We start from the raw sequence: 17,804 nt of genomic DNA, 5'->3' as shown, positions 1-17,804 counted from the left end.
TTAATATGAATTTCTATGTAATTAACAAAAAAGTATCCCGAGATAGTTTCTAAGCTAATCAGAAAAGGACAACTGAAATAGTCGTTTTGTTCCTACATTAACATACTAATTGGAATAGACATCTAACTGTTCGTTAATACAGCACGCTTAAAATGTAATGATACTATATCCGGAGAATATCATGTCTACAATCGCTTTATTAGATGTTGATAGCACTTTGTTATTTAACGGTAGTGATTTGAACCATGCTTTGTTGGATTCTTTATTGCAAAAGGGCATTAAAGATGTCTATTTGTTTACTAACATGGGATTAGAGGATATCCGGTATTATAACCAAGACTTTGCTCCTTTGAGTCGTCACGCAATTATCCAGATAATGCGCCAAAAGGGGTTCAATGTTCATGGTGTAATTACCCCAGCTGATGCAGGTAACTATGATAATCAATACCAATTACGACCTGTTGGTACTATCTTTAATCAGCTATATACCCCATTAATGGAGCAAGTAATAAAAAGCGGGAAGCCATTGGACCTACAATACTATACCAGTGATAAGGAGCTCATCTGTAATTATTTCGTTAATGAGTTAGCACTGAAGACAGCGGAACGCATTATGAGCGCTCGTCAGGAGAATCCTGCAGGAGAGAAAATAAGGATTAAATTACCTCAATTAACTTTGTTAGATGTAACTTCTTCGCATCAAAAAAGAATTTATGTTACTAAAGATGAACTTATGAATGAATTGAACAGTGGGAAAATACCTAGAAATCCTTATGTAATTGATTTTTATGAAGGCGAGCAAGAAGTAGAAGTAATGGGCGCAGACTTTCCTCCAGATACCGCGAATAAGGCTTTGATGATGGAAGCATGCCTTCAGCAACTTGCATCCCAATTTCCCAATTTATCAATAGTGTATTTTGACGATGATGAGAGACAATTGCATGCTTGCCAATTGGCTGTTGCCAACTATAACAGCACTTATACTACTCCTGTCCATTTAACGACGCAACAGGTATCTAAAAATTATAATACAGCCAATAACAGCGCAAATAGTTATATGGATGCAATAACAAATGCCCTTAGGATGGATAAATTAAATCAAATTATCATGGATAAATTAAATCGAGCTATTAAGGATGTTGCTCATCACTATTCTGCTGCTTTATACGATCAATTGGGAGCCGCACAATTCATTAAAAGCCATTTCAACTATATGAACTATCAGCAATATATTGAACTGGCAAAAGTCGCTATGAAAGGGAATACAATAATGTTTAATCCAGGTGGAGCAAATTCCGCACTTCATTGTCTGCGTATCGCAATGCTCTTGACTAAAAATGACAGTCAGGAAAAACAGGTAATAAAAGCGTGTCTGCAAATCATGGAGAAATATAACTATCATGAGCTAAAAAAACAAAATGTTGATGGAAATCTGATGGAAGCTTATAGTAAATTTATGAGAGCAGTTATGGAAATTAATTCAAAACAAAACTCAAAAATATTCCGACAATTTGAAGAGTTAAAAAATAATATTGGCGCTATAAACCCCAGTGTGCACTTTAAGCAAAGCTTGGCTTTCATCGGCCATAGAAACACACAAAATGACCCTTCTCAACAGGAATCTTATGAAAATAATATCAAATAATGAAAGCGTGACATAAAAGGAATTCTATGCTTTTATGTCGCTAAACGAAAGGGATCGAGTTCTAGATAAAAACATAAAATGGATTGAGATTTAGTATGTTTAGAGAAGGTTCATTTAAACCAAGATGGTTACCATTAAAAGCGATTTTTTATTTCCACAAAGCACCTGTTCGTTTTATGAATCAAGTTGCTTATTGTCATGGTGATATAGCAAGTTTTAAGTTTCTTAATCAGCGTTTATGGATAATTCGTCAGCCTGAGTTGGCAGATGCTTTAGTTAAAAATAGCAGTTTTGCCAAATCTCCACTTGTTTTTAAACAGCTTTATCCTATTACGGGTCAACAAGGACTAGTGCAGCTGGATAATAACAGCTGGCAACTTAGAATCCCTTCGATTAAAGCACAGTTCTCTATTCAAGGACTGAACGATTTTTTACCCTTGATCAGGGATAATATAGAAAACGTTTTGCAGCAATTGAATAAAGGACTGATCGATATCTATCCTCTAATCATGAAAATCACCATGAACAACATATTGGGAATTTTGGGTATTGAGGGTAGCCCCGATGTAACAACAATTATTAACGATATGTTGGTATTAAACAAACTTTGCGGTAATCGCATGCGGCAATTATTTCGATGGCCTTTGTTGTTGCCGGTACAATCCCATCGAACAATTAATAAGAAAGCTTACGAGTTGAGGACGAAATTAAATCATCTGTTACACACATCAAGTGTTCGTGCTAACTCACCATTGCATCGGCTACAACAGCATTGGCCGATCAAAGAATGTGTCGATCACTTAAGTACCTTTTTGTTTGCGGGTTTTGAAACGACATCTAGTTCTATTACCACTGCTTTGTATTATTTGGCTCAAGAACCAGCATTGCAAAACGCGATACAGGAGGAAGGGACTTACACTGGGAAATTGTCAGTGCAATTAATGAGGCAATGGTCTTGGACGCATGCGCTTTATTGTGAAACACTTCGTATGTATCCGCCAGCATACATGTTGGTTCGTCAGCCCACAATAAATATCAATCAGGATAACTTAATTTTCAAGCGTAATGATTTAATAGTCGTTAATGTTCATGGTATTCATAGGCATAAGCATTACTGGTCTGAACCTAGGTCATTTGATGCGACGCGCCACTTAAACAGTTCACCATTTGCTAATAAAGCATTTATGCCGTTTGGGTTGGGAAAACGAATTTGTACGGGACATCATTTGGCTATGACTGAAAGTATGTTGACCTTATCCTTAATCTGTCAACGCTTTCGAATAACTAGCCCGAACATTATCAAACCAATGATGAATACAGAGATTACGCTTCATCCAAGGAGTCAAATATGGTTAAATTGCGAGCCTCGCTAAATCAGTGGCTATGTGACTATTTAAAACTGAATATGGGCAGAGATGAGCGTTTATTTACTCAGTTTTTACCTTTGGGCTACGCTAAAACAACCTTATCTTGTGTTAATGCTTCCTTTTATGAACGATGTCAACTGACCAAATGGATGATAGGTGCGCTGATCACTTTAACCGATGATTTCACTGATAACCCAGAATTTAGGAGTATGTCCTGGGTAAAAGGATTTATTGCAGCCACTCAGGACAGACATCAAGTGTCCCCTTTATCTTCCAAACAGCAACAAGCACTGAAATTATCCTGTCAATTATATGAATGGATTCAACACTCTATAGCTCAAATGACACTTCAACCAAGGCTCATTCCTCTGATAGAATTTGACATGCAACAATACTTTCTTAATATGCATTTTAGCACCTTTCTTAATAGTGAACCTTTATTGATTTGTAAACGAGAGTATCTATGGCATGCTCCTCATAACATGGGCATTGTTATTGCGGGAATGATGGATTTAGCCTGCAGTAATCATATTGAATGGCATGAAATGGCAGCTGTGCGTGAAGTATTTTATAGCGCGCAACGTTGTGGACATATTTGTAATACCCTAACCACTGTAGATAGAGAAATAGAAGAAGGGTGTGTCAGTAATGAAATTCTATTGAGGGTACTCCATGGAAATAATGGAAGTGAAGACGATATTATTAAATTTTTAAAGCAGGAACGAGCGGAACTGTATCAAAAAATACATGATAAGTCATTAAAAACATTCTCTACAGAACACTATGTGAAAGGACTACAGCAGTTGCAAATTTTGCATGAAGATATGCTGGGCGTAATATGAATTCATCATGTACTATTATTGGTGCCGGCGCTAGTGGGTTATTATCAGCATTGGCTTTAGCCGAGCATTACGAAGATATTTTACTCATCGATCGATATTGGCCCGATCAAAAGGGTGTGAGTCAAGGAACACCTCAAAGTCGTCATTTACATGTATTACTAGCGGAAGGACAACAGTTACTGGCTTCTTTATTACCAAAAGTTTGGCGACAGCTAACAGTCGAGCCGCTACCGAGGGTTGATTGGGGTAAGGAGACTTGGTGGAAAACTCCTCAAGGTTTGCTGATGCCAAATGATTGTGGTGTAAAAACATACCTATTTAGTCGTCAGTGGTTCAATCAGGTTTTATGGTCTGAGTGTCAGCAGTTTAAGAATATAAGAACCTTAACTGCTACAGTGGACGATTGGCAGATAATTGATGGAACAATAAAGCGATTGTACTTTAAAGATGACAAGTATATATCGATTGAGGGGAATGTTATTGATGCACGCGGTAGGTCTTCCGATTTGCAAAAGCAATTGCGACTCAAATCTTTAGAAGTCAAAAATCAATATCGATATTTTTCTACTCGATTGCAGCAAAATGCTTGGCAAACTCATTTAAGTGCACAACAAGTTTATCTTCAAGCATGTCCTAAAAAGCAACCAATAGGTTTTGTATTGTCTCCCATTGAAGGACAGGAAATGATTTTAACCTTAATTGATACCACCGGAACCATTAAAACAGAGGCACAGAAACAATTAACAGTAATCAGTCTCTTTGAAAAATACCAATTGGGTTCTATTCATTGTACGCTTAAAGATTGGACTCCTTATGCTAATTTGAATAATAAACGATTAATCATCGAACGCCGGAAGTGGCCCCAAAACTTGTTTGCAATGGGTGATAGTATTTGTTATCAAAATCCAGTGTATGGGCAAGGTTTAACCGTTATACTGAATCAAATACAGGTACTAAGACAGCATGAGCGAAGAAATTGGCTTTGTCAAAAACAACTTCATCAGTGTAATTGGCTGCCTTGGCTAATGTCTTCTCATCAAGATAGGTACGGTGACAAGGACACTACTTTTCAATGGTTTTTGCAAAAATTATTGAGGCAAGCAACGATTGATCCTGTTGTTGGAAAAATTCTTATTCAGGTTTTACATCAAAAAATAGGACCATGGCGTTTATTAAGCCCCAGATTTTTGGTCAAACTTATGCGGAAACATCATTATGATTAAACTATATCAGTATCCTGGTATTTGGGATATGCCCAGCTTGTCTCCATTTTGCAGCAAGATATTTTATTTCTTAACATGGGCAAAGTTACCTTTTGAAGTGATTCAAGTTTCTAATCCACGTAAGGGGCCTAAGGGTAAATTTCCTGTAATTGATGATAATGGCTTATTGGTGGCTGATTCAGAATTTATTATTGAGCACTGCAGACAAAAATATAAAGTGGACATTGAAGATCACATCGATGATTTACCGATCAGACGGCTAATTGAAGAGCATCTTTACTTCATCATATTGTACTCTCGTTGGATTGACCCCGAAAACAAGGTATGGATTGAAAATGCTTTTAAACCTTTTTTCCCCAAAGGGATGGGGAAGGTATTATTATCTATCATCCGCTTTCAACTGCGAAAACAAGGTTATTTTCAAGGCATTGCTCGACACGAGCGCCAACAAATTTATCAAAAAGGCATTGATGATTTACAAGCAATAGAGCAGTTTATCATTCAGCGTCAGCACGACAAATGTCGCGTTATTGACATGTCATTGTATGCTTTTTTGCAAGCTATTCAACAAACGCCGCTGGACACTCCTATTCGTTCTTATGTAATTGCCTCAGAAGCAATTCAAAATTATTTAAAACGTCATTATACCCTATAATTCGCAATCAAAAGACTAAGAAAATGATTCAAATAAGGCGATAAAAGCAGTTTTGAATAAGCTTCAAAACATTTGTGAGTCTCAAGAACAAAGTTGCCTACAACTATAATATTTATATTGGTATTAACTCTGATAGCATAATAATCTATATTTGTAAAAGGTCACGTCCTATAAATTTTCAACAAAAATTTATAGGACGTGACCTTCTTTTATCCTAGATTTTAGCGTTCGCGCAAACCCGTATGTTTTGCTTTAAGAATGGGCTTAAGCAAATACTCCATTACGGTTTTTTTTCCAGTTAATATATCAACTGTGGCCATCATGCCCGGGATTATATAGAGTGGTTTTTCTTTTGAGCCTAAATAATTTTTAGTTGTGCGAACTCGAATTAAGTAATAGCTTTCTTCTTTATTGTTTTTTTCATCAACAATGGAGTCTGCGCTGATTTGTTCTACTTTTCCTGGTAGACCCCCATAAATGGAATAATCATAGGCGGTTATTTTTACTGTTGCATTTTGGCCAGGATGGATAAAGCCAATATCCTTAGGTTTAATTTTAGCTTCAATCAATAAAGTATCTTCTAATGGCACTATTTCTAGAATATCTACCCCTGGTTGTATCACACCGCCTATGGTGTTTATTTTGATTTTTTTTACAATACCTTTAACCGGTGAGCGTACAGTGGTACGAGTTACTCGGTCTTTGTCAGCATCATCAGCAGCTAAGAGGGCTGCTAATTCGCTTTTTGCGGTATTTAAACGTTCAAGCAAAGTAGACTTGAAATTGGATATTTTACCTCTAATCTCATTGATAGAACGTTCCAGTTGTAATACTTCTACTTTGGAGGCTGCTCCTTTTGCTACTAAAGGTTTAGTGAGTGAAAGCTCATGCTCTGCTACCTCTAATTGTGAATTTAATTGTTTAAGCTCTTCGGATTTTGAATCATATAAAGCTTTTTGAGACGTATAGGTGAGATCATCTATTTTTAAATCTTTGGGTTCTACAAAGGGTTGATTATTTATTTGTGCCATAATACGTGCAATTTCAAGTTGCAGAGCACTAATTTTTTTTAAGGAAGTGTTATAAGAAGAGGTAAATCGTATGTCGTTAATTTTCATAAGAATTTGATTTTTGTTTACAGTCTCTCCTTCATGAACAAAAATTTTCTCAACAATGCCTCCTTCTAAATTTTGAACGATTTGTATTTGGCTAGAAGGTATCACTTTCCCCTCTCCTACAGTGACCTCATCTAAAATTGCAAAATTCGCCCAAATTAAGATGAAAACAAGAAACAAGACTGAAACAATAAGAATTAAATGAGCCGTTAAATGTGATTGCTTTTTATCTGTCATGCTGGTTGCCTATCAATGGTCATGCCTGTTTTTAGCGCAGTAAGAATCGTATCTCTTTGTCCATCAGCGATTACCCTTCCTTCATCAAGGATAATGATTCGATCGATTAAGTCTAACATAGAGATTTTGTGAGTGATTAAAATGAGTGTATGATTTTCTGTTAAAAATTGAGATAACCGATGCTTAAAAGCGCGCTCACTATTGGTATCCATGGCCGAAGTGGGTTCATCTAGAATAAGAATATTCGGATCGCGTAATAAGCTACGAGCAATGCCTACTGCTTGACGTTGTCCCCCAGATAACTCACTACCTCTTTCTCCGACCTGTCTATCCAGTCCTTGAGGATGATTATTGGTAAATGAACCTACCCCCGCTACATCGCAAGCTTTAATCAAAGCTTCATCCTGAACAAAAGGTGCTCCAATGGTAATATTTTCACGTACACTCCCATAAAATAGAGTGATATCTTGGGGTAAGTATCCTATATTTTGGCGTAATTCATCAGGATTAATTTGCCGATATTCAGTACCATCGATAAGAATTGAACCTTCAGTAGGTGTATAAAGTTGCATCATTAGTCGAGCTAAAGTAGATTTTCCTGAGCCTACTCTTCCAATAATGGCTACCTTTTCTCCTGCATTAATTTTAAAGTTAAGATCCTTGAGAATAGTTAATTTTTCATCCTGATAGTAGAAACCTACATGTTGAAATTCAATAGTACCTTTTATAGAAGGACGATGTAAATAATGGGTCTCTTCATCAACATCTGTGGATAAGCACATTACTTGATTGAGTGAACGAAGCGCATTAACCGATTGATGATATCGGGTAAATAGAGACGCTATTTGCGACATAGGTGCCAGAGCACGTCCCGCAAGTATGGTACAGGCAATTAAACCTCCTACGGTTAGTTCGCCTTCAGAAATCATATAAACTCCAGCAACGACTACGGCAATGCTTGCTGCTTGTTGAATAAACAAAGTTAAATTCATACTGAGGTTGGAGAGGGAACGCAATTTCATGTTTATGTTTGAAGATAATTGGATAATACGCTCCCAACGAGATTGTAGTGCAGATTCCGCACTTACTGTTTTAACGGTTTCGATATTGGAGAGTGAGTCGAATAATATAGCTTGTTTTTCCGCAGCAAGTTGATAGGACTCTCGTGTATATTTAATCAGTGGAGCCTGCAAAACAAAACCAATAATAGCTATAAAGGGTATGACCAATAAGGGGATCCAAAAGAGACTGCCGCCGATTAAATAGATTACAAAGATGAAGATACAAACAAAGGGCAGATCAACAAACAAGGTTAATGTGCTTGAGGTAATAAAGTCACGAAATAACTCAAATGACTGTACTGTATTGGAAAAAGCGCCTACTGATTTAGGTCTGCTTAACATATTAATACCTAAAATCTTCTCAAAAATATTAGCGGATAATTCAGTGTCAGTATGCTTACACGCAATATCTATAAAGTGAGCTCTTAAGCTTTTTAAAAGTAAGTCAAATAAGAAAATGCAAATGATGCCGCTCACCAAAACCCACATCGTGACAATTGCTTGATTGGGGACAACACGGTCATAAACATTCATTGTAAATAATGGTAAAGCAAGCGCAAATAAATTAATCAATAAGGCGGCAATCAATACTTCTGAATAGATATGCCAAGATTTTAAAGTAACATCCCAAAACCAATTATTTTTAGGTTTTTGCGCAATTGATTCCTTCGCACGGGTTGTATGCTTGTACTCTGGTTTTACATAAATTGCTTGCCCACTATAGACTGTTTTTATCTCGCTGAATGATGTATCCTTATCAGGTGCGAGAGGATTAATGATTTTTCTTTGATTTTTTTCATCTAAAATGAGTAAAAATGCTGTTTGAGTCTTAGTTAATAAAATGACAGGTAATGAATCATCTTTAATTTGCTCCAGCTCGATACCAACTATTTCTGCCTCAAGAGATGCCCTACTGGCAGCTCGTGCAAATAGCTCTAAAGACAATTGGTTATTGTGTAAAGGAAGCCGAGCGATTAGGGATTGAGGTGAGTAAGGTTTTTGATAGTAGCGTGTTAATAATACCAAACAGGAGAGCAAAGAATCCTTTTGTATCTCCGTATAAAGGTCTATATTAGACCAGGATTGCTTTCGGTATGTGGTCATTTTTTTTAATAGTTTTTTATTCTTTTTTTCAGTATAGCTTAGTTGTAGAATTTGTATAGAATCTTTTGATGAAGAAGAATTAAATTGATATTTAAGAAGATAGGAGTACTATGAAAAGGATATTGGTTGCAGCATCTGTTTTAGTTTCCGCCTCATTAATGGCGGACACATTGAATGAAGCAGTGCAGCAAGCTTTACTTTCTCATCCAGATGTACTATTGAACACTGCGAGATCCTTAACTGCTCAACAGGGAATAGCTAAAGCTCGTGGTAGTTTTTATCCGACTATTGACTTAGCGGGTGGTGCAGGTAGGGAGCAAAGTATCAACCCCACCACTTCGGCTATTGATGATGTTCCTTCCAATACTCTAAATAGACGTGAATCTTCGGTTGAATTAAAGCAAAATCTTTTTGCTGGTGGTGCTATTGTCAATGAATACAAGCGTAATGTCTATTTAACACAAGCACAAAAATGGAAAACGCAAGGTGTTGCTGAAGATATGGCCTTGGATGTAGTAAACCGTTATTTAACTGTTTTAATGCATGAAAAACTCTATCAGATTTCGGTGCAGAATCTAAATGCGCACAAACCTATTTTTTCTATGATCCAGGATCGCACTAAAGCTGGGCTTGCACGTGAAGCAGAAATTTTTCAAGCTAATGGACGGATGGCATTGGCAGAATCAAACCTTATCAGTGCACAAGCAAATTTGCGCGAAGCTCAAATTAATTATGCAAAGGTGGTGGGCAAATGGCCACATAATTTACATTATCCTAAAGTACCTACACGACACGATTTCCCAGCCAGCCTTGAAAAATCCATTGAAATAGGCTTAGAGTCTCATCCCACAGTTAAATCTTCTTATGCCGATGTTAAAGAGGCTAAGGCTCAATATAGCGTAGCTCGCTCAGCATATTATCCTCGTGTAGACTTAGTATTAAGCGCTTCTCAAAATCGTAACTTGGATGGATTGGTAGGTCCTAACGATGATCGACTAGCTATGGTACGTGCATCTTATAATATATTCCGCGGAGGTTCAGATAAAGCTCGCGTGCGTGAAACAGCCTATCAGGTTCAAGAAGCATATGAAATTAAAAATAGAGCGTTAATTGATTTAAGAGAGGCTTTGAGATTGTCATGGAATGCTTGGACTTCAGCGAGTATTCGTTTAAAACCTTTACGTGAACATGTCGATGCATCGAAACAAACTCGCGCCGCTTATTTGGAACAATTTAAGCTTAATAAACGTACTTTACTTGATTTATTGGATTCCCAAAATGAGTTGTATGAAGCAGAAATTGCTTATGAAAGGGGAAAAATGGAAGAAGTATTTGCACGATACCGTATTATTAACGGTATGGGTAAATTATTACGTTATTTACATATGGAACTTCCTGTTAATGTTAAAAATAATGATGTATTTACTTCTGCACAAGAGCATATTTTATTAAATGGTAATATGGATAAAGTTCCCTACCCTGATGTGAAAGATAAGCCTATTGGTTTGGATCATCCAGTACCTACTTTTGCTGAAGCCAAGATGACTCCAGCCGTGATTAATAAGAATGCCACCCCGCCACAGCAAGTAACGCCGCAAGTATGGTATATATCTTGTGGGGTTTTTAAAGGAAAAACTTTTGCTCAGGATTTAGCTGATCGTTTGCGTGGTTTAGGGTTTAAAGCAGATATTGTATATAGAACAGATCACTTGTATGCAGTATTAGTCGGGCCTTATGAATATAAGAGTCAGGCTGGAAATATTATGGCCAGATTGAAAGAGATTGCTAAAGTTCAAGGTGTGCTAATAACTTATAAAAATAAGAGTAAATATAAGAATGTACCTGTACGCATGGTGGGCAGTCAGATGAAATAACAGTGACACTGCAAAGGAGTTGATAATAGAACAGCATTTTTTAGCTAAATTTCTACATTCCTGTATAGCAATCCTATTGATTAACGCAAGTTTTTTTCTTTCACTAGATTGTTCTGTGTCATACAGTGCTCCTGCTTTACTAAATATAGAGATAATCGCAAAGCAAGAGCAGGCACAAAGTGGGGCGATAAAGAGAAGATTTCATAGTTGGCGAGTTTTGATTGAAAATTCAAAAAATAAATCAATACAAGTACAATTGAAGAGGGTAAATGACTTTTTTAATCAATTCGAATTCCAGTCAGACTCTAATTACCAGGGGCAAGAGGATTATTGGAAGGCTCCAGATGAGTTTGTTCTGGATGGGGGAGGCGATTGTGAAGATTTTTCTATAGCTAAATATTTTACATTATTGGCTATAGGGGTTCCCACCAAACAATTAAGAATTACCTACGTTAAATCTATAAAGTTAAATCAAGCCCATATGGTTCTTGCTTATTATCCTCAACCAATTGCCGATCCCTTAGTGTTAGATAATTTAGTCAGCGATATTCTTCCTGCATCGAAGCGGGCTGATTTAGTTCCTATTTATAGCTTTAATGGTGAAGGTTTGTGGTTAGCTAAGACTGCGGGTAAGAAGGATAAACCTATAGGAAATGCTACAGGCCTAAGTAAATGGCGTCAAGTATTGGAACACATGCAAAAAGGTAAATGACTATGACACTAACAAAGAAGATGGTGATTGGAGTATTAAGCTTATTGCTGTTGATTTTTATGGCAACTTATCTCATCACCATGCAAAATACTCGAAGTTATTTTATTGAGCAACTAGAGAGTGATGCTCAAAATACCGCAACTTCTTTGGGATTATCTTTATCACATGCAGTCGCTGATGAGGATAAAGCAACGATGCTGGCTATGGTACAAGCTGTTTTTGATAGGGGATATTTTTCTTCTATTGAAGTCCGAGATGTTCAAGGCCAAGCAATTGTATCACGTACTACAGCGATAAAACCTACAGTTCCAGAATGGTTTATTCCTTTTGTGGAATGGCATGATGTGGAGAAATCTGCTTTAGTAATGAGGGGGTGGACTCAGGTAGGTGAAGTGGTGGTAGTGAGTAACGCAAATTATTTATACCAGGTTTTATGGGATAATGCTAAGGATTTAGTCCAATCTTATGTCATCTATGCTTTGCTGTCTTTATGTTTAGTTTATTTATTCATCCATTGGTTGCTTAGACCTTTAAATCGTTTAAAAGCACAAGCTATAGCCATACAAGAGCGAAGATTTCTTATTGAAAAGCACATACCTAAAACAACAGAGCTCAAAGAGGTCACTTTGGCGATGAATCAGATGGTGCTTAGAATCAGGCAACGCTTTCAAGAGCAATCAGAACATATTCATACATTACAAAAAAAAGCATATCAGGATTCTTTAACAGGTTTGCCTAATAGAAAATTATTTATACGACAACTTAAGGCGTTACTGAACAACAAGCAAGAGTTTTTTCCGGGTTTTGTGATGATAATAGCTATTCAAGGTTTAGATGAGTTGAATCAGAAAGAGGGATATTTACGAGGAAATTCCATTATTCAGAAAGTAGCTCATTTGTGTACTCATTTTGGAAAATCGGTACATGCTTTAAATGTGGCTAGGATGAGGGGAAGTCAATTTGCACTAATTTTTCCTGAGTACATTCTGGAAACATTGGATCAAAATTTTAAAGATTTGCAGCAGAAGTTTTATTCTGTTGTGCATTCTGATGATGTGAAAATATATATGGGGGCAGCGCCTTTTAAATTGTATCAGGAGACAGGTGAAGTACTTAGCGAGGCAGATAAAGCTTTAAAACAGGCTAAGGAAAAGTCTGATGGCACGGATTATTACCTCCCTGGTTCTGTAGCATCTAATCAGCAAATGGAAAAAACTAGAGTAGCTGAAGCAATCTCCGCAAAGAATTTATCGCTATATATGCAGAGCGTTACTAATGGACAATCTGTTTTTCACCAAGAGATCTATGTACGAATGGCAGAATGTCAAAATGAGTTACATCATGCCAGTTACTTTATGCCTATTGCAGAACAATTAGGTATTGCTCATCAAGTGGATTTATTTGTGCTAGAGACTTTAAAGTGCTCTTTAGGACAAAAAGAAAAAGTTGCCGTAAATATTTCTGCAGATACCCTACTTAATAGGGAACATAGAGAGGTCTATTTACAAAAGTTGGCGGATTTACCTTTAAAATTACGAAGCTTGATCCACATAGAATTAAATGAGTCATTAATATTTCGGTATGTTTCTGAGACAAATGATTTTCTTAATCACATTAAAAAGCTACAGATTAATTCCGGGATAGACCAAGTTGGCCTGCATTTTAGCTCTATGCATTATTTGAGCGATTTACCCATTACTTATATTAAACTACATGGTAGCTTGATTTATGATATTGTCAGGGACCAAAGCAAACAGTTTTTCTTGTATTACTTTAATGAAATGGCAAAAACTTTAGATCTCCAAGTCATTGCTACTCAGGTTGAGTCTTCAGCTCAATGGAAAACGCTACAAACCTTATCTATCTCTTGGGGACAAGGTTTGTATTTGGCCTCAATTGAGCCTATAAATCACTCATGAGCAGCAGGTGGAGGTGTGTGTGGAGCCTCTACATGGACAAGAGGAGTGCCAACAATATGAACATAGGCTGATTGTGATGTGTCTGAATTGTGAATTTGGAACACTTGCTCTCCAGCTCCAATTTGGCCCTGAGGAACATGTTTTGTAATATCCGTTGCATTTTCCAAATTTATAGTGTCTGAAGAGGCTGCATGAATTTTTAATACATTCACACCGCCCTGTTCTGCTAATTGTAAATTCAATTCATTATTTTCAGTTAAAGCATTAATGGCCTTAAAGTCCAAATCTAAGATGTTTTTACTGTGGCTTGAGGTGGTATCTGTTTGCTCCATTGCCTCTGCAAAAAGCTGTTTAATTTCACTTATAGTTAATTCGATCATATGGCCGCCCAATTTTAGTTCAGGCATACCAGCTATTTCGGAAAGTTTGCCTAATTGGATCATTTCACTAGGGTCTTCTAATAAGTGTGTATACTCTCCTAAAAGACCTTGTTCTGGTACATGATGAGGGTCTAATGAATGCTCATGGTCTGATAAATCACTTTGTTCTGCTAAGGATGCTGTATCTTGAGTCGGAGTATCAAAAAGGCTTAATCCCACATCAGCAAAGGTACCTGTACTTCCATCTTGATAAGTGAATGAACCCAATGAATATACTTGAACTTCCCCATTTGCTGCAGTAAATCCTTCACCATATCCAGATAAATCAATGCTAGTAATTCCATAGTCAGAAAGTGATTTAAATTCACCTGGATCGCTAATTCCATTCTGATTGCTGTCTTGCCATAATCCAAATTTCGAAAATTCAGCATCGTTGCTATCTAATTTATTATCGAAATTAGTATCATAATTTATTTTTAATCCCTGCAAATCCGTAAAGGCATTTTGCGTAGGATCTGAAAATACAATTTCTGAGCCATCATTGATCATTTGATCATTGTTTGCGTCGTAAGCTAAAAAGGCATCGGAGCCGCTAACCCAGGCTGTCATCTGTAAAGATCCATTATTATAATCGAATAAAACAGAGTTATTACTATGAGCAGTAAAGTTAAATCCGTCATTATTTAAATCAAATACAATGGGAGCGGCAACGGAAGTCGGAGTAATAATGGAGCTTGTTTGTAGGTTATTTACCCCTGTTAAAATAATAGTTTGTTGTGCCGTTTTAGGACCTGTACCATCGGCATCAATTGTAATTTGTGTATCATTTCCACCATTAATCAGACTAACATTTAAGTAAGAAGACAAGTTTGCTGGAGTTACATTGCCTTCCAAAAAATTGCTTAAATCAATTTTATCGCCTTGGCTTTGGTTGAAGTCAGTTATCGTGTCTGTAGGATTCCCTGCATCATCTCCATATTTCCAAACGAAGGTATCTGCACCGCTTCCTCCAGTTAGTGTGTCGGCGCCTTGGCCACCTATAACAGTATCATTGCCACCACTTGCATTAATGCTGTCATTTCCACTGAGTCCTTGAATTATATTGGCCGAACTATTTCCGGTTAATGTATCGCTAAATGTAGATCCTGTAAGATTTTCTATACCACTTAACTTATCAGTTCCCTGGCCGGTAATTTGATTATTAGTTGTTGCTAGGGATACAGTAACGCCTCCGGTAGCATCAATATAGGTAGCTGTATCGTTACCACTACCACCTATTAGAGTATCATTTCCTGCTCCACCTGCTAAAATATCATCGCCTTCTTCTCCCCTCAGCTCATCGTTTCCTCCAAGACCAATTAAAATGTCATCTCCTGTATCTCCATATATTCTGTCAGCACTTCCATCCCTGCCCAAAAGAATTTCATTTCTAAATGTGCCATCTAGGTCGTTTTGATTTGCTTGAGCACGATTGAGATCAACATGGGCTGTGTCCGAATTAAGACCTGTAGTATTTGTATACCCAAAAGGATTGGCAGTAGACCCATTGTAAGTTCCATCTTGAGCAGAAGAACCTTCTTCGGTAAACGCTACAGCAGAGGTAGTACCTCCTACAAGAGAGACAGTTCCTTCATTAGAGGGTGACGTGTTGCTTACAGCGGTGATAGAAGAGACTCCAATACCGCCACTGTCATTTTCTAATAAAGCCCAAGTAGGAATATTAATGACATCTGAAGCGGCTGCTTGATTCGTCAAAACCAGATCATCACGAACTATTAAAATAGGGCTTCGGCCTGGCAGATCAATATTGAATGAAATTGTAGCACTAGCAGTATCACCATCATTATCGATTACGCTAAAACCAATAGGTCGATTAATTGGGCTAGTGAGATTTTGTGGAGGGTTAAAAGTATAAGCTCCATCATCCATGTCGACGGTAATTTTTTCTCCATTGCTGTTTTCTATAGCGACAGTGAGCTGGTGCGTTGTTGCATCAAAGCTGTGTGTGTTTGTGCCTACAGTTGCTGATCCACTTGTTACTATTGTGTTTGTATTAGTGTTATATGTATAAGTCATTCCATTGACTGTGATGAATTGGATGTGGCCGCCATCAGCACCAAAACTTCCATCAGGATTAGGATCGGTAATTAAATTTCCTGTGACTGGTGCAGAAGTCATGGTCAAAACCAGTGCATCAGAGAATTGACTCACATCTTCTATCAGTTGGGGCTCAATTGTTGTACTTGTGACTCCATCATACGCAATGGGTTCAAGATTCTCCAGTTCAACGCCTGTACCAATACCCAACGCATAAGATGTTATTTGCTCACCCCCTGTAGCTGCACCATTGGTATCTTTTAAAAAGTTCTGCCATGCTGTTTGTTCACTGGGTTGGATTCCAACCTGATTCGATGTACCTGCAATATCTGGCCAATCTTGACTTACAGTTGGATCACCATCAGAGATAAAATAAGACTTATTTTGTGCATCAGCGATCCGACCATCAGCAGCACCCACTGTGCCACTATTAAAGGCTGTCCTGGCCGTAAGCAGTGCAGCATCGTAATTTGTATTGCCTCCTGCAGTAAGATTAAGGATTTCAGTTTTCGCCTCATCTACAGTCATCCAACCTGAACCTATAGCGGTAGCTGTTGAATCAAAGGTAACAATACGCACTTTGACATCCCCAAGAGCTTCATGCTGCTCAAGTAATTCAAGAGTAGAATTTTTTAAAGCTTCCATCCTTTCGCCAGACATACTCCCTGAAGTATCAAGAATCAGCATTAAGTTCGTATCTATGCTCCCTTCAGTAGCTTGGCTTGAGCGGGTAATATTAGAGACAACAGGCACATCATCGACGATGTCCACAGTAATGGTGCCGGTGGTGGTGTTGCCTTTGGCATCGGTGACCTGATAGGTAAAGGAGTCACGGTTGTCTTCGGTGTTGGCGCCGTTATTGGCGTCAGGGGCGGTCGTGTACGCCTTGGTGAGGGTGTAGGTATAGGTGCCGTCGGCATTAATTTGGATCACCCCGTAGGTTCCGTTGGCGGCACCGACCAAGCTGTAGGTATAAGGACCGGTACTGCCGGTGGCATTGAGTTGGTTGCTGGCATCGGTTTCAGCGGTACTGTTGGGCAAGCTTCCGGTGACGGTGCCTGCGGCTAAGTCGGCTCCGTCTTGTGCGGGATCTAAGGCCCGCTCTTCCACGAGCACGTCGTTATCGGCAGGGGCGCTAAGCCCGCTGTCGGTGAGGTTGATGGTCAAGGTGGTGGTGGACAGATCGCCATCGCCATCTTTAATGGTGTAGACAAAGACATCGCTTTGGCCATCGGTATTGGGGTTGGCTTGATAGGTGTAAGAGCCGTTGGCTTGTACGATTAAGGTGCCGTAAGTGCCATTAATGGCGGTATTGACGCCGGTGCTGACGGCGCTGGTGGTGTCGCTGCCCGCAGCGCGTACGCCCACCACGCTGCCTCCTGCGGCGTAATTATCGGCGCCGGCGGTGTCGTTGTGCAACACGCCGCCTGCGGCGGTGACGGTGAGGAGATTGCCTTCGGTGATGCTGGCTACATCGGTGCGTGCGGTGGGCACATCATCGACGATGTCCACAGTAATGGTGCCGGTGGTGGTGTTGCCTTTGGCATCGGTGACCTGATAGGTAAAGGAGTCA

General features: G+C 38.4%; 11 protein-coding genes. 8 read left to right on the top strand and 3 right to left on the bottom strand.

The genetic code is table 11. From position 1 onward, the window contains the following. Positions 1-181: 181 nt before the first annotated feature. From Lgra_RS02610 to Lgra_RS02590, 5 genes are all read left to right on the top strand, one after another. Positions 182-1,645, top strand: a complete 1,464-nt coding sequence (locus Lgra_RS02610; protein ID WP_058497730.1) for a hypothetical protein — start codon at positions 182-184, stop codon at positions 1,643-1,645. Positions 1,646-1,740: 95 nt separating this feature from the next. After that, positions 1,741-3,018 (top strand): cytochrome P450, encoded by a 1,278-nt coding sequence (locus Lgra_RS02605; RefSeq protein ID WP_058497729.1) that lies wholly within the window; start codon positions 1,741-1,743, stop codon positions 3,016-3,018. After that, complete coding sequence (locus Lgra_RS02600) at positions 2,994-3,854, top strand: hypothetical protein (protein ID WP_058497728.1); 861 nt, start codon at positions 2,994-2,996, stop codon at positions 3,852-3,854. The genes Lgra_RS02605 and Lgra_RS02600 overlap by 25 nt, the downstream gene beginning before the upstream one ends. Further along, entirely contained in the window at positions 3,851-5,077 is a 1,227-nt protein-coding gene (locus Lgra_RS02595; RefSeq protein ID WP_058497727.1) for an FAD-dependent monooxygenase family protein, read from the top strand. The genes Lgra_RS02600 and Lgra_RS02595 overlap by 4 nt, the downstream gene beginning before the upstream one ends. Then, positions 5,070-5,732: a Tom37 metaxin N-terminal-like domain-containing protein gene (locus Lgra_RS02590; RefSeq protein WP_058497726.1), complete on the top strand. Its 663-nt coding sequence runs from the start codon at positions 5,070-5,072 to the stop codon at positions 5,730-5,732. Before Lgra_RS02595 ends, Lgra_RS02590 begins: the two co-directional genes overlap by 8 nt. A 221-nt stretch (positions 5,733-5,953) precedes the next feature. Here Lgra_RS02590 and Lgra_RS02585 read toward each other — a convergent pair whose 3' ends face one another. Both Lgra_RS02585 and Lgra_RS02580 read right to left on the bottom strand, forming a co-directional pair. Continuing rightward, on the bottom strand, positions 5,954-7,084 hold the full coding sequence (locus Lgra_RS02585) for an HlyD family type I secretion periplasmic adaptor subunit (RefSeq protein ID WP_058497725.1): 1,131 nt from the start codon (positions 7,082-7,084) through the stop codon (positions 5,954-5,956). Then, positions 7,081-9,249, bottom strand: coding sequence for a type I secretion system permease/ATPase (locus tag Lgra_RS02580; RefSeq protein WP_058497724.1), 2,169 nt, complete (start codon positions 9,247-9,249; stop codon positions 7,081-7,083). The genes Lgra_RS02585 and Lgra_RS02580 overlap by 4 nt, the downstream gene beginning before the upstream one ends. Positions 9,250-9,359: 110 nt before the next feature. On the opposite strand from Lgra_RS02580, the gene Lgra_RS02575 reads away from it, so the two are divergent. The 3 genes from Lgra_RS02575 to Lgra_RS02565 all read left to right on the top strand — a co-directional run bounded on the left by Lgra_RS02575 (position 9,360) and on the right by Lgra_RS02565 (position 13,754). After that, positions 9,360-11,123, top strand: a complete 1,764-nt coding sequence (locus tag Lgra_RS02575; protein ID WP_058497723.1) for a TolC family outer membrane protein — start codon at positions 9,360-9,362, stop codon at positions 11,121-11,123. 115 nt (positions 11,124-11,238) lie between these two features. After that, positions 11,239-11,835 (top strand): transglutaminase-like cysteine peptidase, encoded by a 597-nt coding sequence (locus tag Lgra_RS02570; RefSeq protein WP_058497932.1) that lies wholly within the window; start codon positions 11,239-11,241, stop codon positions 11,833-11,835. Positions 11,836-11,837: 2 nt separating this feature from the next. After that, positions 11,838-13,754 carry a bifunctional diguanylate cyclase/phosphodiesterase gene (locus Lgra_RS02565; protein WP_058497722.1) on the top strand — a complete coding sequence of 639 codons (1,917 nt, stop codon included), beginning with the start codon at positions 11,838-11,840 and terminating at the stop codon, positions 13,752-13,754. Here the strand turns inward: Lgra_RS02565 and Lgra_RS02560 are convergent. Beyond that, complete coding sequence (locus Lgra_RS02560; protein ID WP_420795195.1) at positions 13,745-17,749, bottom strand: beta strand repeat-containing protein; 4,005 nt, start codon at positions 17,747-17,749, stop codon at positions 13,745-13,747. The genes Lgra_RS02565 and Lgra_RS02560 overlap by 10 nt on opposite strands. Between the last annotated feature and the right edge of the window lie 55 nt (positions 17,750-17,804).

The sequence above is a fragment of the Legionella gratiana genome (assembly GCF_001467695.1).
Classification (GTDB): Bacteria; Pseudomonadota; Gammaproteobacteria; order Legionellales; family Legionellaceae; genus Legionella; species Legionella gratiana.
The sequence above is the reverse complement of the archived record's forward strand: the minus strand, read 5'-3'. Positions and strand labels throughout refer to the sequence as shown.